Below are 21818 nucleotides of genomic sequence, written 5' to 3'. Positions count from 1 at the left end.
ATCCGGGTTCTTGTACACACCAAGGCGCGCCGCCCCCGTACCGGAGGCGGCGCGTTCGCGAGACGTCGGAGGACTACTTGAGCGCCCCCGCGGTCAGTCCCTGGACCACCTGGCGCTGGAAGATGATGTAGGCCGCCAGCACGGGCAGCATGGCCATCACCAGGCCGGCGAAGAGGCCGGACCAGTCGCCCTTGTAGCCCTGGCTCGCGGCGAGCTGCACCAGGCCCTGTGTCAGCACCCGTTTGTCCGGGTCGGTGTTGAGCACCGTCGGCAGCATGTACTGGTTCCACTGCCCGAGGAAGTTGAAGATCCCGACGCTGATCAGGCCGGGCTTGGCCATCGGCAGCATGATCTGGAAGAACGTCCGGCTGTGCGAGGCCCCGTCGACGAAGGCCGCCTCGGCGACCGAGGTCGGCAGGGTCCGGAAGAAGGCGTGCAGGAAGAACACCGTGAACGGCAGCGAGTAGGCGATGTAGACCAGGATCAGCCCGTGGATGGAGTTCAGCAGGCCCATGTTGTTCACGACGTAGAACAACGGGACCAGCGCCAGCATGATCGGGAAGCTCATGCCGCCGATGAAGAGGAAGTAGATGAAGCGGTTGCCCGGGAAGTCGAAGCGGGCCAGCACGTACGCCGCCATCGAGCCGAGCACCAGGGTGCCGATCAGCGAACCGCCCACCACCAGGATGGTGTTGAGGAAGTAGTCGCTCATGTTGGCGTCGGTCCAGGCCCGCGCCCAGTTGTCGAAGTGCAGCTTGTCGGGCAGCGACCAGGGCGAGGAGAAGATGGCGCTGTCGTCCTTGAAGGACGTCATCACGGCCCACAGCAGCGGCATGACGACCATGAACGCCCACAGCACGAGGAAGCCGTGGGAGAAGACGTTGAGGACCTTCCCCTCCTTCTTCGGCTTCGGCTGCGGGCGGGCCGGCGTGTCGACCTTGCTGACGGTGGCGCCGGACTCGGCCGGCACGGGGGCGGGGGTCTCGGTCGTCTTCATTGATCAGTACTCCAGCCGCTCGCGCCGGCCGAGACGCATCACGATCGCCGCGAAGGCCAGCGTGACGACGAGCAGGGCGACGCCGATGGTGGTCGCGTAGGCGGCCTGTCCGTCACGGAACGCCTTCTGGTACACGTACAGGACCATGACGGTGGTCGAGTAGTCGGGACCGCCGGGGCCGGTCGTCATGATCTGTACGACCGCGAACGACTCGGCGCCCAGGGCGAGGATGCCCATGTACACCCAGCCGGACTGCACGGTGTCCCACAGCAGCGGCAGGGTGATCCGGAAGAACGTGGAGATGCGGTTGGCGCCGTCCAGCAGCGCGGCCTCGTAGAGGTCCGCCGGAATGGAGGCCATTCCGGCGGAGAAGAGGACCACGAAGAAGCCGACCGTGGACCAGACGAGCACCGCCATCACGCACCACAGCGCGAGGTTCGGGTCGCCCAGCCACAGCGGCTGGATGCTGCCGAGCCCGATGCCGCGCAGCAGCGCGTTGATCGCGCCGCTGTCCGGGTTGTACGCGAAGGCGAACAGCAGGGCGACGATCGCGATCGAGAGCACCTGCGGGAAGAAATAGACGATCTTGTAGAACGAGGATCCGCGGACACCGGAGATGACCGGCCCGCCGCGCTTGTTCCGCCCGCCCACATTGATCATGAACGAGAGGAACAGCGCCAGACTGATCGTCACCAGCGGCAGCAGCAGCGCGAACAGCAGGCTGTGCCACAACGACTTCCAGAAGATCTCGTCGTGGAACATCCTTCTGTAGTTGTCGAAGCCCACCATCTTGAATTCGGGGCTCAGGCCGGTCCAGTCCGTGAACGAGTAGTAGATGGACTGGATGAACGGCCAGACGACGAAGAGCGCGTACAGCCCGAGGGGAACCGCCAGGAACCCCACGATGAACCGGTACTTGCCGTGCTGCATTCCTACCTACCCTCTGGGCGGGCGCTGCCGCTGGTGACGGACACTCACTGGTGCTTGTAGTGCTTGATGGAACTGTCCTTGGCGGCCGCGTCGGCGAAACCCTGGATCTTCTTGATGGTCTCGGCCGGAGTGGCCCGGCCGGCCATCATCTCGCCGAGGCCCGCCACACCAATCTGCTCCTTCTGGAGCTGCACGTACCAGTCCTGGATCCGCGGGTTCAGGACGTTGTCCTTGGCCAGGTCCAGCGCCGCGACACCGGACTTGAGGCCCGGGGTCAGGGTGATGCCGGTGGTGCCGCCGTTGTACGCCGTCAGCGACTTCACCTTGCTGGTGAAGTTCTTCGAGGACGCCTCGCTGAGCATGATGCGCAGCTGCTCCATGCCGCCCTCGGGGTTCTTCGCCTTGGCCGGGACGATGAAGGGCTCACCGCCGGAGGCCCAGATGGTGCCGAAGGGCATCTTGTCGGAGCTGTCGATGCCGGTGGGCGCGGAGACCGCGAGGTTGAAGTCGGAGGGGATGACGTTCGCCGACTCGTTCTCCACCCAGGAGCCGTTCGGGATGAACAGCGCCTTGCCCTTGGCCCACGCGGTCTGCGACTGGATGTGGTCGAGGCCGGGGGTGCCCTTGAGGATGTAGCCCTTCTTGTAGAGCTCGTAGTAGGCGTCGAAGCAGGCCTTGACGGCCGGGTGCTTCCAGGCGTTCGGCTCCAGGTTGTCGATGGCGTCCAGGACCTCGCGGCCGCCGACCTTGCCGATCATCGGGTAGAGCGAGAAGGGGATGTAGTACGGGTACTTGCCCGCGTACGTCCAGCCCGCCATGCCCTTCTTCTTGGCCTTCTCGCACACGGCGAGCATCTCGTCCCAGGTCTTCGGGTACTCCGCGTCGAGCGAGTCGAGGGCCTTCTGCGAGTACCAGACGCCGTAGACCGTGTAGGCGTAGTACATGATCCAGACGGGGTTGCCGTCGAACTGGCCCATCTCGACGATGCCGGGGCGCAGTGTGTCGCGGACCTTCTTGTTCGGGTCGTCGTAGGACGCCGCGTCCAGCAGCGGGGTGAGGTCCGCGAGCTGGTTCTTGCCGACCAGGACGCCCATGTCCATCTGCTCGGCGCCGGAGTTGTCGATCAGGTCCGGCGGGGTGCCCTGGTTGAAGCGGGGCTGGAGCGTGGACTGGATCTTCTGGGTGGCGGAGAACTTCACCTTGACCTTGGGGAAGTTCTGCTCGTAGATCTTGACGGCGTCCTGGGCGTACTCCTTGCCGAAGCCGCCGTCGAAGAGGACGAACTCCATGCCCGCGGTGTCGTTCACGCCGAGCGGGTTCTTGGCGGTCTTCTTGCCCGCCTTGGCCTTGTCGCCGTTGTCGCTGCCGCCACCGCTGGCACAGGCCGACAGGAAGCTCATCGTGGGGACGGAGATCAGGCCGAGCGCGGCGGACCGCTTGATCAGATCGCGGCGGCCCACACCGGGTGCGCCGGTGGTCGCCGCGCCGTTGTTCTCGGCGGAAGTGGATCCCATGCTCAAGTCCTCGCCTTCTCCAGGACTCAGGCGGTGAACCGGATCCTTCCCGGCACCGCGGTCAGGTCAAGCAGGGTCGTGCAGAACGTGCGCGTCGTGCAGTACGGATCGGGTGAATCGCCGACAGGTATAGTCCACTTCCCGCCAACGGAGCAAGATCGAATGCAAGGTTGGCCGATGGTCTTATCCGAGTTGAGACCTCGCGGAAATATGAGCCCCCTGTGGCCTCCTTGCCGGAAAAATCCACGACATAAACCTCGAATGCCCCACGCAACACCCTTGACATCACTGGCCACTTGGCCCACTACTGGTCTCTGCTCGGCTAAGTTGACAACGTTGTCCACAGCCCAGGGAGGGTCTGGCGTATGGGGCACAGAACTCGGCACAGATGGGGACCGGCGGTCGTACTGACGGCCGCCTTCGCCTTGGCGGTGGGCACCCAGGGGGCGGCGACCGCGCTGCCCGCGAAGGCACCGGGCGCGAACCAGGAGTTCTCCTCCTCGTTCGAGTCGGGCGATCCGGCGCCGGACTGGCTCAACACGGTCGACACCAAGGCGGACGGGAGCAAGCGGGCCTCCGGCGTGGACGGGGGATACAGCAGCGGCATTCCCGGAAACGTCAACGACCATGTCACCGAGGTCCGGGCCAGCGGCGAGAACACCGGCGGCGGGGAGGTGAAGGAGAACCTCGTCGACGGCGAGTCCGGCACCAAATGGCTGACCTTCGACCCCACCGGCTGGGTGGAGTTCGACCTCGACAAGCCGCTGAGGATCACGAACTACGCGCTCACCTCGGCCAACGACTTCGACGAGCGCGACCCGAAGGACTGGACCCTGCAGGGCTCCAGCGACGGCAAGGACTGGAAGACCCTCGACTCCCGCACCGGTGAGTCCTTCTCCGAGCGGTTCCAGACCAAGTCCTACGACCTGGCCGAGCCGGCCGAGTACCAGCACTTCCGGCTCGACATCACCAAGAACAACGGCGCCGACGACATCCTCCAGCTCGCCGACCTCCAGCTGTCCACGGGCGACAGCGGCGGTCCGGTGCCGCAGGACATGCTCTCGCTGGTCGACCACGGCCCGAGCGGCTCCCCGACCGCGAAGGCGGCCGCGGGCTTCACCGGAAAGAAGGCCCTGCGTTACGCCGGACGGCACACCGCCGACGGCCGGGCGTACTCGTACAACAAGGTCTTCGACGTGAACGTGGCCGTCGGCCGCGACACCCAGCTCTCGTACCGCGTCTTCCCGCAGATGGCGGACAAGGACCGCGACTACGACGCCACCAACGTCTCCGTCGACCTGGCCTTCACCGACGGCACCTACCTGAGCGGCCTGGGCGCGACCGACCAGCACGGCTTCGGGATGTCGCCGCAGGCGCAGGGCGCCGCGAAGATCCTCTACGTCAACCAGTGGAACAACGTGGTCTCGCGGATCGGCTCGGTCGCGGCCGGCAAGACCGTCGACCGGATCCTGGTGGCGTACGACTCCCCCAAGGGCCCGGCGAAGTTCCGCGGCTGGCTGGACGACATCGCCCTCAAGCGCGCGGCGCCCGAGAAGCCGAAGGCGCACCTGGCCGACTACGCGCTGACCACCCGCGGCACCAACTCCAGCGGCAGCTTCTCGCGCGGCAACAACTTCCCCGCGACGGCCATGCCGCACGGCTTCAACTTCTGGACGCCCGTCACCAACGCGTCCTCGCTGAGCTGGCTGTACGACTACGCGCGGGCGAACAACGACGACAACCTGCCGACGATCCAGGCGTTCAGCGCGAGCCACGAGCCGAGCCCGTGGATGGGTGACCGGCAGACCTTCCAGCTGATGCCGTCGGCCGCCTCCGGCACCCCGGACACCGCCCGGGAGGCCCGGGAGCTGGCGTTCCGGCACGAGAACGAGACCGCGCGGCCGTACTACTACGGCGTGCGGTTCGAGAACGGCCTCAAGGCCGAGATGGCGCCGACCGACCATGCCGCGTCGCTGCGCTTCACCTACCCGGGCGACGACGCGAGCGTGGTCTTCGACAACGTCACCGAGCAGGCCGGGCTCACGCTCGACAAGGAGCACGGCGTCGTCACCGGCTACTCGGACGTGAAGTCCGGCCTGTCGACGGGCGCCACCCGGCTCTTCGTCTACGGGGTCTTCGACAAGCCCGTGACGGACGGCTCCTCCAGCGGCGTCAAGGGCTTCATGCGCTTCGACGCGGGCTCCGACCACACGGTCACGCTGCGCCTGGCCACCTCGCTGATCAGCGTCGACCAGGCCAAGGACAACCTGCGCCAGGAGATCCCGGACGGCATGTCCTTCGACGCGGTCAAGAGCCACGCCCGCGGCGCCTGGGACAAGCTGCTCGGCAAGGTCGAGGTCGAGGGCGCGACGCCGGACCAGCTGACCACGCTGTACTCCAGCATGTACCGGCTGTACCTGTACCCCAACTCCGGCTTCGAGAAGGTCGGTTCGAAGTACCAGTACGCCTCGCCGTTCTCGCCGATGCCCGGGCCCGACAGCCCGACGCACACCGGCGCGAAGATCGTCGACGGCAAGGTGTACGTCAACAACGGTTTCTGGGACACCTACCGGACGACCTGGCCGGCGTACTCCTTCCTGACGCCCTCCCAGGCGGGCGAGATGGTCGACGGGTTCGTGCAGCAGTACAAGGACGGCGGCTGGACCTCGCGCTGGTCCTCCCCCGGCTACGCGGACCTGATGACCGGCACCTCCTCGGACGTGGCGTTCGCCGACGCGTACGTCAAGGGCGTGAAGTTCGACGCGAAGGCGGCGTACGACGCGGCCGTGAAGAACGCCACGGTCGTCCCGCCGTCCTCCGGCGTGGGCCGCAAGGGCATGGCCACCTCGCCCTTCCTCGGCTACACCACCACCTCCACCGGCGAGGGCTTCTCCTGGGCGATGGAGGGCTACGTCAACGACTACGGCATCGCCAGGATGGGCGAGGCCCTCTACAAGAAGACCGGCGAGAAGCGCTACAAGGAGGAGTCCGCGTACTTCCTCAACCGCGCCCAGGACTACGTCAACCTCTTCGACTCCAAGGCCGGCTTCTTCCAGGGCAAGGACGACAAGGGCGACTGGCGCGTGGACTCCGCCAAGTACGACCCGCGCGTGTGGGGTTACGACTACACGGAGACCAACGGCTGGGGCTACGCCTTCACCGCCCCGCAGGACAGCCGGGGCCTGGCCAACCTCTACGGCGGCCGCAAGGCCCTCGGCGACAAGCTCGACGAGTACTTCGCGACGCCCGAGACGGCGTCTCCCGAGTTCGTGGGCTCCTACGGCGGCGTCATCCACGAGATGACGGAGGCGCGGGACGTCCGGCTGGGCATGTACGGGCACTCCAACCAGGTGGCCCACCACGTCATCTACATGTACGACGCGGCCGCTGAGCCCTCGAAGGCGCAGAAGAACGTCCGCGAGGTGATGTCCCGCCTCTACACCGGCAGCGAGATCGGGCAGGGCTACCACGGCGACGAGGACAACGGCGAGCAGTCGGCCTGGTACCTGTTCTCCTCGCTCGGCTTCTACCCGCTGGTGATGGGCAGCGGCGAGTACGCCGTCGGCTCCCCGCTGTTCAAGAAGGCGACGGTGCACCTGGAGAACGGCCACGACCTGGTCGTGCGGGCGCCGAAGAACAGCGCGAAGAACGTGTACGTGCAGGGGCTGAAGGTCAACGGCCGTACCTGGTCGAAGACTTCGCTCTCCAACGACCTGCTCCAAAAGGGCGGGGTGCTCGACTTCGACATGGGGTCGAAGCCCTCCTCGTGGGGCACCGGCAAGGACGCCGCACCGGTGTCGATCACCCAGGACGACAAGGTGCCGACGCCGCGGGCGGACGTGCTGAAGGGCGACGGGGCGCTGTTCGACAACACCTCGGCGACCGACGCGACCGTGACCTCCGTGGACCTGCCGGTCTCCGGGCCTGCCAAGGGCCTGCAGTACACGGTGACGTCGTCCGGCGACCACACGAAGGCGCCGACCGGCTGGACGCTCCAGGGCTCCGCCGACGGCACCACGTGGAAGACGCTGGACAAGCGGTCCGGGGAGTCCTTCCGCTGGGACAGGCAGACACGCGCCTTCGGCATCGGCACTCCGGGCACGTACGCGAAGTACCGCCTGGTGTTCGACGGCGAGGCGGTGGTCTCGGAGATCGAACTGCTCGCGTGAGCGGTTGAGTTCAGTCACGGCCGGGGGCCGCGCCGCATCGGCGCGGCCCCCGGGCGTGTGCGGGACGGCCGCTACGGTTGCCGACCGGGTTCGGGATCCACCAGCCAGGCCACGAGGGTGCGCCAGTCGCCGGCCTGGCCGGTGTCGCGCGGCCCGACGAGATACACCTCCTCCACGAGGTCCTGGGAGCGCAGACCGCTGCGGGCGGCGAAGGAGCCGACGGCGGCGTAGGTGAGGTCGAGATCGTCGTGCGGGCCGACGTGGGTGGCGACCGCCGCGGTCCGCTCCGGCAGCCTGAGCTCCCGCACGACGGCCGGCGCTCCCGGCAGCGGCGGTGGCTCGGCCGGCAGGTAGACGGTGGCGCGGCCGTGGCCCTCGGTGAAGAGCCGGTGCTCGTAGCGGCCGCCCGGCGGGGACACCGGGCGCTGCCCGGCCGCCGCGTCCAGGTCGCGCATCGCGGCGCCGTACCAGCTCAGGTCGGCACCGGGCGGAACGTCGAGCGACACGGCGAGCACCGGCTGCGAGGGAAGGATCTCCAGGCCCACCGTCCGTCCGGCCTCCGGGTCGAGCAGTTCCCGCAGTTCCCTGACCGCACGCCGGGTGCGGCCGAGCCGGTCCTCGAGCCGGCGCAGATGGGCGGCGACGACCTGCTGCGCCGCACCGCGGTCCGCCTCGGCCCCGCCGGCCGACTCGGCCGCCAGGAAGCGCCGCAGATCCGCCAGCGGGAGGTCCAGCTCACGGAACCGCCTGATGGTCAGCGCCGGGCGGATCTGCGCGGGCGCGTAGTAGCGGTAGCCCGTGACCGGGTCGACCTCGGCGGGGACGAGCAGGTCCTGCTCGTGGTAGCGGCGCAGCGCACGGATGCTCAGATGCGTGATCCGGGAGAACTCCCCGATGGTCAGCCGGTCGGCCACGATGCACTCCTGCCCGCTGTCAGACGGTGATGTCCAGCACCACGATCTTCCCCCGCCCGTCCCGCTCGAAGAGGAAGCGCAGCACGACCGGGCTGCCGGCGAAGTCGCCGGAGACCTCCGCCACGGCCTGGCAGGCGGCCGCCGTGCCGGTGACCTCGCGGAGGTCGTGGCGTACGGGCGGGAGGCCGGTGCGCCAGCGGCGCACCGCCGCGAGTCCGCGGTGGGTGTGGCCGTCGTCGTGCACGACGGCGGCGTCGGCGAAGAGCGCGAGGTACCGCTCCTGGCCGGGCTCCGCCGCCGCGGCGAAGTACTCCTCGGTGAACTCCTTGGCGTCCTGCACGGTCTTCTCCTGTGTCGGGGGCGTGGGGGGCGGGCTCAGAGGGTGCGGACGGTGCCGCCGTCGACGACGTACTCGGCGGCGGTGACCGCGCTCGACCGGTCGGAGGCGAGGAAGGCGATCACCTCCGCCACCTCCTCCGGCTCGGCCGGGCGGCCCAGCGGGATGCCGCCGAGGACCTGCATCAGGTCGTCCAGAGCGGCCTGCCGGGAGATGCCCTCCTCGCTCATCCGGCGGGCGAGGAGGTGCTCGGCGCCGTCGGTGCGGATGAAGCCCGGAGCGACCGAGTTGACCCGCACGCCGGACGGCGCGACCTCGTTCGCGAGGCCCTTGCTGTAGGTGGCGAGGGCGCTCTTGGCCGCCGCGTACGCCAGCGTCGACCGGTGCAGCGGCATCCGGCGCTGGATCGAGGTCACGTGCACGACGGCGCCCGAGCCGCGGGCCACCATCCCGGGGACCAGCGCGCGGTCCAGCCGGACCGCCGGATACAGGTTGAGCGCCAGTTCCTCGTCCCAGAGCGCGTCGTCGAGGGCCGCGTGGCCACCGGCCGGGGAGCGGGAGCCGCCCACGACGTGGACCAGGACGTCCGGTACACCGACCAGTCCGGCGACCGCCTCGGCCGCGGACGCGACGCCCTCGCGGGTGCTGAGATCGGCCTGTACGAAGAGTGGGTCGGCCGTCTTGGGCGGCGTACGGGCGATGGTGACGACCTGGGCCCCGGAGCTTCTCAGGCGGCGTGCCGTGGCCAGCCCGGCTCCCTTGCTCGCGCCGGCCACCACGGCGCGGCGCCCGTCGAGATCAGTGCTGTTCATGACCCCGACCCTGGACCCTCTCCCGGGGAGAGACTCAAACTGCGCATCCGGCCCCGGGACGGAAGGGCCGGCGCGGACCCCCGAGGGGAGATCCGCGCCGGCCCGGCCGCACCGGGCCGCCCCTCGCCTCAGCCGGTGGCGAGGGTGAACACGTGCAGGTCCGTGTTCTGCGGCAGCTTCACCTTCACGATCGTCTTGCCCGCCGGCGCCGCGAACGGCTTGGTGGCGAAGACGTACGTGGCCACCGGGTCCTTGTCCGCGCCCGCGACGTTGCGGTACGCGGTCCTGGCGACGACCTCGTTGCCGTACTGCACGGTGCCGCCGCCCCCACCGACGGTCCAGTCGGTGAAGGAGAGGTCGATCGCGTCGGTGCTGCCGTCGGCGTAGGTGACGGTGGCCTTGGTCTCCTGGTTGCCGTTGACCGCGCTGCCGATGAACGACAACTGGGCCGCCGGGTCGGTGAGTTCGACGGTCTGGCCGGCGGCCGAGACGTTGTCCGGACGGGCGGAGGGCGAGTCCGGCCAGCGGAAGGCCAGCCCGTCGACCGTGCCCTGCCCGCCGGGTGTGAGACCGGCCGCGGCGAGGGCCTGGCGGGAGTAGCTCCAGCCGCCGCCGTCGAAGTCGGCCTCGTCGTGCTCTCCCTCGTCGTCCGAGACGCCGGTGTTGTCGTAGGCGGCCAGGAGCGTGCCGGGAGCGGCCACCGTCAGGGCCACGGGCTGCTGGTAGGAGGTGGCGCCCGAGGTCACCGTGACCTTCGCGTCGTAGAAGCCCTGCCGGACGTCCTCGGCGGCGGAGAGGGTGATCTCCTGCGAGCCGCCGGTGACGGTTCCCTCGGCCGGGGTCGCGGTGACCCCGTCGGGCACCTCGACCTTGAACCGCACCTCGGGCCCGCTGCCGCCGCTCATCGACAGGGCGCGGATGCCGACCTTCGCGCTCTCGCCCGGCGCGATCGTCGCCGCGGTCGGACCGACGCCGATCTGGTACGGCTGCTCGCCCTGCCGGAAGGACGGCGGCGCGTCGGAGGGGTCGCTCCCCCACGCCTTGTCCGGAGTCGCGGAGAGCGTGTAGTCGAGCCGGCCGCCGTCACGCACGAGGGCGGACGACAGCCAAGGACGCTCGCTGGTACGGCCGTTGACCTTCAGGGAGCGGATGTACGGCGCGTCCGCGGCGGCGCCGGTGGCCCGGATGGAGATGTCGTTGCCCTTGGGCCTGCTGATCTCGATGCGCGGGAACATCGGCGAGGCGAGGGCGAGTTCGGCGCGCGAGGGCACCTGCGGATACATGCCGAGCGCGGAGAAGACATACCAGGAGGACATCGCACCGAGATCGTCGTTGCCGGGGATGCCCTCCGGCTGCGTCGACCAGAGCTGCTTCATCGCCGCCCGGACGGTCTCCTGCGTCTTGTACGGGGCGCCCGCGTAGTCGTACAGGTAGGGCACGTTGATCGACGGCTCGTTGTCCAGCTCGGACTTGTCACCACCGCCGCCGGTGAAGACCCAGCCGCCGTCACCGTCGTGGAAGAAGGCGTCGAGCCGGGCGAGCGCCTTGTCCCTGCCGCCCATCGCGGCGAACAGGCCGGCCGGGTTGTGCTGCACCATCCAGGTGTACTGGGCCGCGGTGCCCTCGACGAAGCCGTTGCCCGTCGACGGGGTGAACCCGGTGACCCAGCTGCCGTCGGCCTTGCGGTTGGCGATGTATCCGCCACCGGGGTCGGCGGCGATGTTGAAGTTGTTCTGCCACCACTGGGCGCGCTCGGCGAAGGCGGCGGCCGTCTCCTTGCGTCCCGCCGCGGCGGCCAGCTGGGAGAGCGAGAAGTCGGCGCCCGACATCTCCAGCGTCTCGGCGGCGCCGCCCCAGGCGTTCGACACGGACGGCATGTAGTGCAGCTTCAAGTACTTGTCCAGGGAGGGGCGTTGGCCGACGGAGAGCACCGGCTTCCCGGAGGACGACAGGTCCTGCTCGGTGGGGACGGTGGCCGCCTTGACCAGCGAGTCCAGTGCGCCGCGCAGGTCGAAGTCGGTGCCGCCGAAGGCGCGGATGCCGGCCAGGGCGGTGGGCGAGGGGTCGCCGTTCATGACGTGCGTGCCGCTCGCGCCGTGCAGCCAGCGGTCCCAGACGCCGCCGTTCTGCCGGGCGAGCTCGTACAGCGACTGCGCGACGTCGGAGCCCGTGCGCGGGCTGAGGAGTGTCAGCAGCTGCACCTGGTTCCGGTAGACGTCCCAGCCGGAGAAGGTGCCGTACTGGGCCTGGTGGCCGCGCGCGACCTTGTGCACCTTGCCGTCGCTGCCGCTGTATCTGCCGTCGACGTCACTGATGACGTTGGGATGCATCATGGCGTGGTACAGCGCCGTGTAGAAGGTGGTGCGCTCGGCGTCCGTGCCGCCGCCGACGCGGATGGCGCCGAGGCGTTCGCGCCAGGCGCGGTGGGCGGCGTCCCGCACCGCGTCGAAGGAGCGGCTCGGCGGGTTCTCGGCCGCGAGGTTGGCGGCGGCGCCGGCCTGGCTGACGTAGGAGATGCCGACCTTGACGCTCACCGGGCCGGAGCCGGGCTCGAACTCGACGTAGCCGCCGGCGCCCTTGCCGGCGACGGGCCGCCCGCCGGAGGAGAAGCCGCCGGTGCCGCCGGACGCCTCCCGCGACCCGGGGCTGAGCCTGTCGTCCTGCCAGGTGCCGGTCGCCTTGAACGCGCGGTCGAAGCGCGCGGTGAAGTAGACGGTGTAGTAGGGGCGTTGGCCTTCGGGGTCCAGATAACCGCAGAAGTCGCCGGAGGTGACCGAGCCGGACACCGTGCGGGTCGCCGGGTCGATGCGGACCGACGAATCGGTCGAGCCCAGCTCCGAGTTGGCAGTGCGGATGAGCAGGGAGGCGGGCTTGTCCGACGGGAAGGTGAAGCGGCCCGAGCCCGTCCGGGGTGTCGCCGTGAGGTCGGCGGTGACCCCGGAGGCGAGCCCCACCTTGTAGTGGCCGGGCTCCGCGGTCTCGTCGGAGTGGCTGAAGGCGGACGCGTAGACGGCGTCCTTGGTGTCGCTCGCGGGGGAGGAGGTCACCTCGCCCGCGTACGGGAAGAACGGGATGTCCCCGCTGCCGCCCGCGCAGCCGGTGCCGGACATGTGGGTGAGGCTGAAGCCCCGGATGCGGGTGGCGTCGTACTGGTAACCGCCGGGCGCGGCGGTTCTGGTCGCGTCGCCTCTGGTGTTCTCCGGGCTCCAGGAGAGCATGCCGAACGGCGTGACGGCGCCCGGGAAGACGTTGCCGCCGTTCCTGGTGCCGATCAGCGGATCGACGTACGTGGCCGGGTCCTTGACCAGGTCCGGTGCTGCGGTCGTCGCCGCGAGGGCGGGGGTGGCGCCGCCGACCGCGAGCACCGCGGCCAGCAGCAGGGACGTAGGACGGAAACGCATGGGGCGGCCCCTCCTCCTTCGGACGGGTCGCGCACCACAGGTCGCACAAGCCGCAGGGACAGTAGCGTGCGCCACGCGTACCACGGAAGGGCGCCTGCGGGCGCGAGGGCTCGCACGGCGGCCGCCCGGACGGGCTCGGCGGGTCAACTGGCTTGACATCGTTGTCTGTTGAAGAGGTAAAGTTGAGGACGGATCATCAGACAACGTTGTCGCAGCACAGCGTCGCCCCAAGCCAGCACCATCCGGACCAGGTACTCCCCCGGCCTGCCCGGCTCGCGGACCCGGTGGCCCGTCATACCCCACCGGGTCCGCCCTGAGCGGAGCCGCGCGCCGGGTCCGGCGCGCGCGTCCAGCCGACCCGACAGGGCAGGGCGATCGCCGCGTCACCGCCGTCACCCTTGACGACGTACCCGAAGGTCGTGCTCTGGCCCGGATCCAGCGACCCGTTCCAGTCGGCGTTGTGGACCATCACGTCCTGGCCGGTGTAGGTCGCGCTGCCGTTCCAGAGGCTGACGACCTGCTGTCCCGCGGGCAGCGTCCGGTCGACCATCCAGCCCGGCATCGGGACGCCGCCGGTGTTGGTGACGGTCACCTCGGACGGGTACCCGCCGCTCCAACTGCCGGTCGTCGTACGGGTGGCCGCACACCGGCCCGGCACCGGATCGGTCGGGTTTCCCGGGTCGTGGATGCCCGTCACCTCGCCGTTGCCGCCTCGAAGACGACGTCGGAGCAGGAGTACTCGGCGCTGTCCGAGCGCTGCCAGACCAAGTGGACGATGTGGCGCCCCGACCTGTTCCCGGGCAGCTTGCCGGACCAGGAGCAGTCGGCCTCGACGGTGCCCGGGGTGCCGTTGAGCGGCGGGTGGTCGACCGTGAGGAACGGGGTGTCCTCCATGTCGTTCCAGGTGAGCGGCTTGGTCGGGTCGAAGCCGTCCTTGGTGATGCAGACGTAGAACCAACCCGGGTGCGCGGCCCAGGCGTTGTAGGAGAAGTCGACGGTCGCGCCCGAGGTGAGATGGGTCAACGGCCAGTCGTCGCGCGGGAGATCGAAGTCCGTGAAGTTGGGGTTGCCGCCGCTGCACAGCTCCCCGTCCGGGACGAACCCGCGGGTGCGGCCGGCGCCGTCGGAGCGCAACGCGGAGAACCAGTTGGAGAACGGCGCGGTGCCGCCGACCTGTCGGGCCGCCTTGCAGGCCGGGTTGACGGGCTTGATCTGCCCGGTGCCGTTGAGCCCGTCCCGCCGGCACAGGAAGGTCCGACTGCCGGGCTTCATGGGCGTCCCGTGCGCCTCGGCCCGGCCGCCCGTCGTGACGACGAGGGCGAGGGCGGGGAGGGTGGCGAGGAGGGAGACGAGGACCAGGAGGAGGCGCGGCCGGTCAATCGGTGCGCGGCATGGCGCCGTTGGGTGGCTATTGTCAGGATCATGACACTGAAGTCGATGTACGACTGCGGGACGGTGACGGTGCACGGAAGGGAGAGCGGGGCGGGTGCGGCCGGGGGCGGCAGGTTCCGGTCCGACACCCCCGCTATGGGAGCGCTCCCACCCCGCTCGTGGGGAACGTAGCGCCGCATGGGCGGGTTGGCAACGGGCGGCGCACGGGCGGCACGGAGCCCGGGAGGCACGACACGCGTCACGTGTGCGCCGTGGCATCGCCCCTTCGGGCGGCGATACCTTCGTACGTACGATCACGCCGCGTATCGGCGTCCACACCGGCGCCCATGGGAGCAGTGATGACCACACCCGGGCCGGGACGGGCCACCGAGGACACCTGGATGTTCCCGCCGGCTGCGGGGTGGACCTTCGACCAGGTCAAGCACCTCGAGCTGCCCTTCGACCGGGAGCGTGTGGACGGAGTGATCGTTCGTGGCTCGTGGGCAGACCGACGTCCGGCACAACGAGGTGCGTGACGGCATCGTCCTTCGAGGCCGGGTGCATCCCGGTGAGGTCCGTTGCTACCGGCGCGTCGAACTGGATGGGGATCAGAGGCTCGCGGTGCACGGGTACTGGCTCAACGCGGACACCCGGTCCTACGTCTCCGACCCCATGCGCCCGGTTCACCACGACAAGCTCGTCACCGAGGTGCCGTATCCGACCGAGCTCGGCCTCGACGCGCTCGTCGGCTTCTGACCCGCCCTCGGAGCCGGCGCACGCGGTAGTGCGACCCTGAACTCCGTGCACCCCGGTGCGCTGTGCACGTCGATATGGCCGCCGTGTGCCGTCACGATCGCCGCGGTGACCGTGAGGCCCAGGCCCGCGCCGTCCGTCGTGGCCGGGGGGCGGGAGCGGGAGGGGTCGGCGCGGGTGAAGGGGGCGAACAGGCCGGGCAGCTGGTCCGGTGGGATGCCGGGGCCGTTGTCGCGGATGCGGAGCACACACTGCTCCCCCACCGTCTCCACCTCGGCCACCACCGTCGTGCCGGGAGGTGTGTGCATACGGGCGTTGGCCAGCAGGCCCGCCACCGCCCGGTGGAGGTGCCGCACGTCGCCCGGGATCAACGCGGCTTCGTGCAGGGGGAGTTCCAGGTGCCAGTGGTGGTCGGGGGCCCTCGGCCGTGCCTGGCGCACCGCCTCCGCCACCACCGCCGCGAGGTCGACCTCGGCGGACTGCGGCGGGGGTCCCTCGTCCATGCGGGCCAGGAGCAGCAGGTCCTCCACCAGGGCGGTCAGCCGGGCCGACTCCGTCGCCACCCGGCGCCAGGCCAGGACCGGTTCGACGCGGCCCGTGCCGCTGTTCATCAGTTCCGCGTAGCCGGCGATCGAGGCGAGGGGGGTGCGTAGCTCGTGGCTCGCGTCGGAGAGGAAGCGGCGCATGCGTTCCTCGCCACGACGGCGTTCCGCGAGCGAGGTCTCGATGTGGTCGATCATCCGGTTGAGCGCGGCGCCCACCCGGCCGGTCTCGGTGCCGGGGTCGGCGTCCTCGGCGGCGACGCGGGTGAGGGCGGCGGCCTCGCCGGGCTCCAGCGGGGTCCGCGAGACCCGCGCCGCCGTGGCCGCGACCCGGTCCAGGGGGCGCAGCTGGCGCCGTATCAGCACCGCGCAGACGAGGCCCGCGGCCGTCAGGCCCGCCGCGGCCAGCACCGCCTCGGCCGCGGCCAGCCGGCCGGTCATGCGCCGTACGTCGTCCAGCGGCAGACCTGCGAGGACGCGGGTCCCGTCCGCGTCGAGTGCGGTGATCCGGTAGGTGCCCAGGCCCGGGACGGTGACCGTGTGCCGCGCCCCGTCCGCCGTCGTGCCGTGCAGGGCCGTGCGCTGGGCCGCGGTCAGGGGACGCGGCGAGGTGTCCTCGCGGACGACCGCCGCGGCGGTGACCGTCCCGTCGTCCCCGAGCCGGCCGCCGAGGAGTCCGGCCGGGTGGCCGCTTCCGGCCAGGAACGACAGGTCCGTCCCGCTCTCCGGCCGGCGTCCGGCGCCCTCCAGGTTGTGCTGCGCGGCGGCGGTGACCCGGTCGTCCAGGTCGCCCATCAGGAAGGCACGCTGGAGGTACGAGCCGGCGAACGCCAGCGCGGCGCACAGGGTGACGAGCACGGCGCCGGTGCCCAGCAGCAGGCGGGTGCGCAGGGGGCGTCCGTGCGGGCGGGCGGTCATCGGCCGCCCCCTGCCGGTTCGTTCGAGCGCCCGGGTGACGCGGAGATGCCTGACATGTCTCGATCCTGTCCCGGTCCGCTGGGGGAACGCTGTGTTCCACCTGAGGGTGGGTGATGACCTGGGACGTCCCGGCGCGGACACGGCGAAGGCCGCGTCCCCGGCGAACCGGGAACGCGGCCTTCAACTGCCTTGCGGCGCAGCCTACTTGCGGATCAGGTTGCGCAGCACGTACTGCATGATGCCGCCGTTGCGGTAGTAGTCGGCCTCACCGGGGGTGTCGATGCGGACGACCGCGTCGAACTCGACACCGGTGTCGGTGGTGACCTTGACCGTGCGCGGCGTGGTGCCGTTGTTGAGCTCCTCGACGCCGGTGAAGGAGAAGGTCTCCTCGCCGGTCAGGCCGAGGGACTCGGCGGTCCGGCCCTCCGGGAACTGCAGCGGCAGGACGCCCATGCCGATGAGGTTCGAGCGGTGGATGCGCTCGTACGACTCGGCGATGACGGCCTTGACGCCCAGGAGCGCGGTGCCCTTGGCCGCCCAGTCGCGGGACGAGCCGGAGCCGTACTCCTTGCCGGCCAGGACGACCAGCGGGATGCCCTGCTCGATGTAGTTGCGCGAGGCGTCGTAGATGAAGGAGACGGGGGCGTCGCCCTTCGTGAAGTCGCGGGTGTAGCCGCCCTCGGTGCCCGGCGCGATCTGGTTGCGCAGGCGGATGTTGGCGAACGTGCCGCGGATCATGACCTCGTGGTTGCCGCGGCGCGAGCCGTAGCTGTTGAAGTCGCGGCGCTCGACGCCGTGCTCCGTGAGGTACTGGCCGGCCGGGGTGTCGGCCTTGATGGCACCGGCCGGGGAGATGTGGTCGGTGGTGACCGAGTCGCCCAGCTTGGCCAGGACGCGGGCGCCGGCGATGTCGGAGACCGGCTCCGGCTCCATGCCCATGCCCTCGAAGTACGGGGGCTTGCGGACGTAGGTCGACTCGGCGTCCCACTCGAAGGTGTTGCCGGTCGGGATCGGCAGCGCCTGCCACTGGGCGTCGCCCGCGAAGACGTCCTGGTAGGACTTGTTGAACATGTCCTCGCCGATGGCGTTCGCCACGACGTCGTTGACCTCGGCCTCGGAGGGCCAGATGTCCTTCAGGTAGACCGGGTTGCCGTCGGTGTCGGTGCCGAGGGCGTCACGGGTGATGTCCACCTTCATGGAGCCCGCGATGGCGTACGCGACGACCAGCGGCGGGGAGGCCAGGTAGTTCATCTTGACGTCGGGGTTGATCCGGCCCTCGAAGTTCCGGTTGCCGGAGAGGACCGAGGTGACCGCGAGGTCGTGGTCGTTGACGGCCTTGGAGACCTCCTCCGGCAGCGGGCCGGAGTTGCCGATGCAGGTGGTGCAGCCGTAGCCGACCAGGTTGAAGCCGACCTTGTCCAGGTACGGCGTCAGGCCCGACTTGTCGAAGTAGTCGGTGACGACCTTGGAGCCCGGGGCGAGGGTGGTCTTGACCCACGGCTTGCGGGTCAGGCCCTTCTCCACGGCCTTCTTCGCGACGAGTGCGGCGGCGACCATCACGTACGGGTTCGACGTGTTGGTGCAGGACGTGATGGCCGCGACGGTGACCGCGCCGTGGTCGATCGTGTAGGTCGAGCCGTCGGGGGCGGTGACCTGGACGGGGTTGCTGGGCACGCCGTTGGAGGACGCCGGGGCGTCGGACGCCGGGAAGGACTCCTTGCCGGCCTCGTCGTCGTCGGCGACGTAGTTGCGCACGTCGCTCTTGAACTGCTCGGCGGCGTTGGCGAGGACGATGCGGTCCTGCGGGCGCTTCGGGCCGGCGATGGAGGGGACGACCGTGGACAGGTCCAGCTCGAGCTTCTCGGAGAAGTCGGGCTCGGCCTTCGGGTCCAGCCAGAGGCCCTGCTCCTTGGCGTACGCCTCGACGAGCGCGACCTGCTGGTCGCTGCGGCCGGTCAGGCGCATGTAGTTCAGGGTCTCGTCGTCGATCGGGAAGATCGCGGCGGTGGAGCCGAACTCCGGCGACATGTTGCCGATGGTGGCGCGGTTGGCGAGGCTGGTGGCCGCGACGCCCTCGCCGTAGAACTCGACGAACTTGCCGACGACGCCGTGCTTGCGCAGCATCTCGGTGATGGTGAGCACCAGGTCGGTGGCGGTGGTGCCGGGCTTGAGCTCACCCGTCAGCTTGAAGCCGACGACGCGCGGGATGAGCATCGAGACCGGCTGGCCGAGCATCGCGGCCTCGGCCTCGATGCCGCCGACGCCCCAGCCCAGGACGCCCAGACCGTTGACCATCGTGGTGTGCGAGTCGGTGCCGACCAGGGTGTCGGGGTAGGCCTTGCCGTCGCGGACCATGACGACGCGGGCCAGCTTCTCGATGTTGACCTGGTGGACGATGCCGGTGCCGGGCGGGACGACCTTGAACTCGTCGAAGGCGGTCTGGCCCCAGCGCAGGAACTGGTAGCGCTCCTTGTTGCGGCCGTACTCCAGCTCGACGTTCTGCTTGAAGGCGTCGTTGGTGCCGAACTTGTCGGCGATGACGGAGTGGTCGATGACCAGCTCGGCCGGGGCGAGCGGGTTGATCTTGTCCGCGTCGCCGCCGAGCTCCTTGACGGCCTCACGCATGGTGGCGAGGTCCACGACGCAGGGCACGCCGGTGAAGTCCTGCATGATCACGCGGGCCGGCGTGAACTGGATCTCCTGGCTGGGCTGGGCCTGCGAGTCCCAGCCGCCGAGGGCACGGATGTGGTCGGCGGTGATGTTCGCGCCGTCCTCGGTGCGGAGCAGGTTCTCCAGCAGGACCTTGAGGCTGTACGGAAGGCGAGCCGAGCCTTCCACCTTGTCCAGCCGGAAGATCTCGTACGACTCGTCGCCCACCTGCAGCGTGCTGCGGGCGTCGAAGCTGTTCGCCGACACGACAGTCTCCTTCATTGATGTGCGCGTACTCACCACGATCCTGCCGCCACGGCAACTCGGCCGATCCGCTAAGGTAAGGCTAAGTTAGGTAACCCTTACCAGGCTGGCGACTGCGGTGCTCCTGGGCAGATATCTCGATGTCGAGATAACTCTAGTACATGCCCGTCGACAGGTCATGTCCGGACCACTTCCGGCATGCCGCAACGCGGTGGCGTCGACCACACGGGGCGCACCGGCCCGAACCCGCGGAGCCGCCGGAACCGCCGCCGCGGCACACCGCACCTTCTCCGCACCCATCAGTGCGCGTACACGGGGTATCCGAGCTGAGCGGTCATCAGTTCCGACAGCAAGGAGGCGGTCATGCCGCTCACGTTCCGCAAGAGTTTCCGGATCCTGCCCGGGGTGCGGCTGAACATCAACCGGCATTCCTGGTCCATCACCACCGGCGGCAGCCACGGCCCGCGGCATACGCACAGCAGCACGGGACGTCGTACGACATCGATGGATTTGCCCGGACCTTTCGGATGGAGGAGCACCCGTAGCGCCAAGCGGCGTTGACGGCCCGTCACCCGAACGGACCCTCTGGCGGGCGCCATCTCATATCTGAGATAACCTCGGCCTCATGGCAGACGACTACCTCGTACGCATCGGCAGGCTCATCCGTGACGCCCGGCAACACCGCGGCTGGACGCAGGCCCAGCTCGCGGAGGCGCTCGGTACCAGCCAGAGCGCCGTCAACCGCATCGAGCGCGGCAACCAGAACATCAGCCTTGAGATGATCGCCCGCATCGGTGAGGCCCTTGACAGCGAGATCGTCTCGCTGGGCTACGCGGGCCCGATGCATCTGCGCGTGGTCGGCGGGCGGCGCCTCTCCGGTGCCATCGACGTCAAGACGAGCAAGAACGCGTGCGTCGCGCTGCTGTGCGCGTCCCTGCTCAACAAGGGCCGCACGGTGCTGCGCCGGGTCGCGCGGATCGAGGAGGTCTACCGCCTGCTCGAGGTGCTCAACTCCATCGGCGTGCGCACGCGCTGGGTCAACGACGGCGTGGACCTGGAGATCGTGCCGCCCGCCGAGCTGAACATGGCCGCGATCGACTCCGACGCGGCCGTGCGGACCCGGTCCATCATCATGTTCTTCGGGCCGCTGCTGCACCGTATGGACCGCTTCAAGCTGCCGTACGCGGGCGGCTGCGACCTGGGCACGCGGACCATCGAGCCGCACATGATCGCGCTGCGCCGGTTCGGGCTGGACATCACCGCCACCGAGGGCCAGTACCACGCCCAGGTGGACCAGGCGGTCCGGCCCGACCGGCCCATCGTGCTGACCGAACGCGGGGACACCGTCACCGAGAACGCGCTGCTCGCCGCGGCCCGTTCGGACGGTGTCACGGTCATCCGCAACGCCTCGTCCAACTACATGGTCCAGGACCTGTGCTTCTTCCTGGAGACGCTCGGCGTCCGGGTCGAGGGCATCGGCACCACGACGCTCACCGTGCACGGCGTCCCGGACATCGACGTCGACGTGGACTACTCCCCCTCCGAGGACCCGGTCGAGGCGATGAGCCTGCTCGCCGCCGCCGTGGTGACGGAGTCGGAGCTGACGGTGCGCCGGGTGCCCATCGAGTTCCTGGAGATCGAGCTGGCGGTCCTGGAGGAGATGGGGCTCGACCACGACCGCTCGCCGGAGTACTACGCGGACAACGGCCGCACCCGGCTGATCGACCTCACGGTCCGCCCCTCCAAGCTCGAGGCACCGATCGACAAGATCCACCCCATGCCCTTCCCGGGCCTGAACATCGACAACGTCCCCTTCTTCGCGGCCATCGCCGCCGTCGCGCAGGGACAGACGCTGATCCACGACTGGGTCTACGACAACCGGGCCATCTACCTGACGGACCTCAACCGCCTCGGCGGCCGCCTCCAGCTCCTCGACCCGCACCGGGTCCTGGTGGAGGGCCCGACCCGCTGGCGCGCCGCCGAGATGATGTGCCCGCCGGCCCTGCGGCCCGCCGTGGTCGTCCTGCTGGCGATGATGGCGGCCGACGGCACGTCCGTGCTGCGGAACGTGTACGTCATCAACCGCGGCTACGAGGACCTCGCCGAGCGCCTGAACTCCGTGGGCGCGCAGATCGAGATCTTCCGCGACATCTGAGCAGCGCACACCGCCTCCGTGGGGGGAGGGGAACCCCCCGGGGCCCGGAGCACAGCGCCTTTTCGCTGCCTTTTTTTTTTCCCAAACCCGCC

Annotated in this window: 13 protein-coding genes and 1 pseudogene; 4 read left to right on the top strand and 10 right to left on the bottom strand. The window is 69.7% G+C overall.

Annotation, left to right across the window (positions count from 1 at the left end):
* Positions 1-73: 73 nt before the first annotated feature.
* From ACFU97_RS41610 to ngcE, 3 genes are read right to left on the bottom strand one after another with little or no spacing between them, the layout of a single operon-like run.
* Positions 74-997, bottom strand: coding sequence for a carbohydrate ABC transporter permease (locus ACFU97_RS41610; protein ID WP_384267276.1), 924 nt, complete (start codon positions 995-997; stop codon positions 74-76).
* Positions 998-1000: 3 nt separating this feature from the next.
* Positions 1001-1927 (bottom strand): carbohydrate ABC transporter permease, encoded by a 927-nt coding sequence (locus ACFU97_RS41605; RefSeq protein WP_384267274.1) that lies wholly within the window; start codon positions 1925-1927, stop codon positions 1001-1003.
* A 44-nt stretch (positions 1928-1971) separates the two neighbouring features.
* A complete protein-coding gene (gene ngcE, locus ACFU97_RS41600; protein ID WP_384267271.1) occupies positions 1972-3441 on the bottom strand; it encodes an N-acetylglucosamine/diacetylchitobiose ABC transporter substrate-binding protein in 1470 nt (489 codons plus the stop codon).
* Positions 3442-3806: 365 nt separating this feature from the next.
* On the opposite strand from ngcE, the gene ACFU97_RS41595 reads away from it, so the two are divergent.
* Positions 3807-7610, top strand: a complete 3804-nt coding sequence (locus ACFU97_RS41595) for a GH92 family glycosyl hydrolase (protein WP_384267269.1) — start codon at positions 3807-3809, stop codon at positions 7608-7610.
* 71 nt (positions 7611-7681) lie between these two features.
* On the opposite strand, the gene ACFU97_RS41590 is transcribed toward ACFU97_RS41595, so the two are convergent.
* The 5 genes and pseudogenes from ACFU97_RS41590 to ACFU97_RS41570 all read right to left on the bottom strand — a co-directional run.
* Entirely contained in the window at positions 7682-8524 is an 843-nt protein-coding gene (locus tag ACFU97_RS41590) for a MerR family transcriptional regulator (protein WP_384267267.1), read from the bottom strand.
* Between the two features lie 19 nt (positions 8525-8543).
* A complete protein-coding gene (locus ACFU97_RS41585; protein ID WP_384267264.1) occupies positions 8544-8864 on the bottom strand; it encodes a nuclear transport factor 2 family protein in 321 nt (106 codons plus the stop codon).
* A gap of 35 nt (positions 8865-8899) precedes the next feature.
* Entirely contained in the window at positions 8900-9673 is a 774-nt protein-coding gene (locus tag ACFU97_RS41580) for an SDR family oxidoreductase (protein WP_384267262.1), read from the bottom strand.
* Between the two features lie 128 nt (positions 9674-9801).
* Positions 9802-13074 (bottom strand): GH92 family glycosyl hydrolase, encoded by a 3273-nt coding sequence (locus ACFU97_RS41575; protein WP_384267260.1) that lies wholly within the window; start codon positions 13072-13074, stop codon positions 9802-9804.
* 352 nt (positions 13075-13426) lie between these two features.
* Positions 13427-14454, bottom strand: a pseudogene (locus tag ACFU97_RS41570) (lytic polysaccharide monooxygenase); the annotation flags it as partial.
* Between the two features lie 483 nt (positions 14455-14937).
* Between ACFU97_RS41570 and ACFU97_RS41565 the strand changes: the two are divergent.
* Positions 14938-15201: a hypothetical protein gene (locus ACFU97_RS41565; protein ID WP_384267258.1), complete on the top strand. Its 264-nt coding sequence runs from the start codon at positions 14938-14940 to the stop codon at positions 15199-15201.
* On the opposite strand, the gene ACFU97_RS41560 is transcribed toward ACFU97_RS41565, so the two are convergent.
* Both ACFU97_RS41560 and acnA read right to left on the bottom strand, forming a co-directional pair.
* Complete coding sequence (locus ACFU97_RS41560) at positions 15129-16658, bottom strand: ATP-binding protein (RefSeq protein ID WP_384267256.1); 1530 nt, start codon at positions 16656-16658, stop codon at positions 15129-15131. The genes ACFU97_RS41565 and ACFU97_RS41560 overlap by 73 nt on opposite strands.
* A 201-nt stretch (positions 16659-16859) precedes the next feature.
* The gene (acnA, locus tag ACFU97_RS41555) at positions 16860-19574 is read right to left on the bottom strand and encodes an aconitate hydratase AcnA (RefSeq protein ID WP_384267253.1); all 2715 of its coding nucleotides are present in this window, start codon (positions 19572-19574) and stop codon (positions 16860-16862) included.
* A 360-nt stretch (positions 19575-19934) separates the two neighbouring features.
* Between acnA and ACFU97_RS41550 the strand changes: the two genes are divergently transcribed.
* Together ACFU97_RS41550 and ACFU97_RS41545 are read left to right on the top strand one after the other, a co-directional pair.
* A complete protein-coding gene (locus ACFU97_RS41550; RefSeq protein ID WP_384267251.1) occupies positions 19935-20132 on the top strand; it encodes a DUF4236 domain-containing protein in 198 nt (65 codons plus the stop codon).
* Between the two features lie 64 nt (positions 20133-20196).
* Entirely contained in the window at positions 20197-21726 is a 1530-nt protein-coding gene (locus ACFU97_RS41545) for a helix-turn-helix domain-containing protein (protein ID WP_384267249.1), read from the top strand.
* The last annotated feature ends 92 nt before the right edge of the window (positions 21727-21818 follow it).

Source organism: Streptomyces sp. NPDC057616 (genome assembly GCF_042800575.1).
GTDB lineage: Bacteria > Actinomycetota > Actinomycetes > Streptomycetales > Streptomycetaceae > Streptomyces.
Note: the sequence above shows the minus strand (reverse complement) of the source record. Positions and strands in the feature narration are given on the sequence as shown.

What these genes read in the sequence shown, in the direction of transcription:
- ACFU97_RS41545 (WP_384267249.1), top strand. Translation starts at nt 20,197, where the DNA reads ATGGCAGACGACTACCTCGTACGCATCGGCAGGCTCATCCGTGACGCC.
- ACFU97_RS41560 (WP_384267256.1), bottom strand. Translation starts at nt 16,658, where the DNA reads ATGACCGCCCGCCCGCACGGACGCCCCCTGCGCACCCGCCTGCTGCTG.
- ACFU97_RS41595 (WP_384267269.1), top strand. Translation starts at nt 3,807, where the DNA reads ATGGGGCACAGAACTCGGCACAGATGGGGACCGGCGGTCGTACTGACG.
- ACFU97_RS41575 (WP_384267260.1), bottom strand. Translation starts at nt 13,074, where the DNA reads ATGCGTTTCCGTCCTACGTCCCTGCTGCTGGCCGCGGTGCTCGCGGTC.
- ngcE (WP_384267271.1), bottom strand. Translation starts at nt 3,441, where the DNA reads ATGGGATCCACTTCCGCCGAGAACAACGGCGCGGCGACCACCGGCGCA.
- ACFU97_RS41610 (WP_384267276.1), bottom strand. Translation starts at nt 997, where the DNA reads ATGAAGACGACCGAGACCCCCGCCCCCGTGCCGGCCGAGTCCGGCGCC.
- ACFU97_RS41605 (WP_384267274.1), bottom strand. Translation starts at nt 1,927, where the DNA reads ATGCAGCACGGCAAGTACCGGTTCATCGTGGGGTTCCTGGCGGTTCCC.
- ACFU97_RS41550 (WP_384267251.1), top strand. Translation starts at nt 19,935, where the DNA reads ATGCCGCTCACGTTCCGCAAGAGTTTCCGGATCCTGCCCGGGGTGCGG.
- ACFU97_RS41580 (WP_384267262.1), bottom strand. Translation starts at nt 9,673, where the DNA reads ATGAACAGCACTGATCTCGACGGGCGCCGCGCCGTGGTGGCCGGCGCG.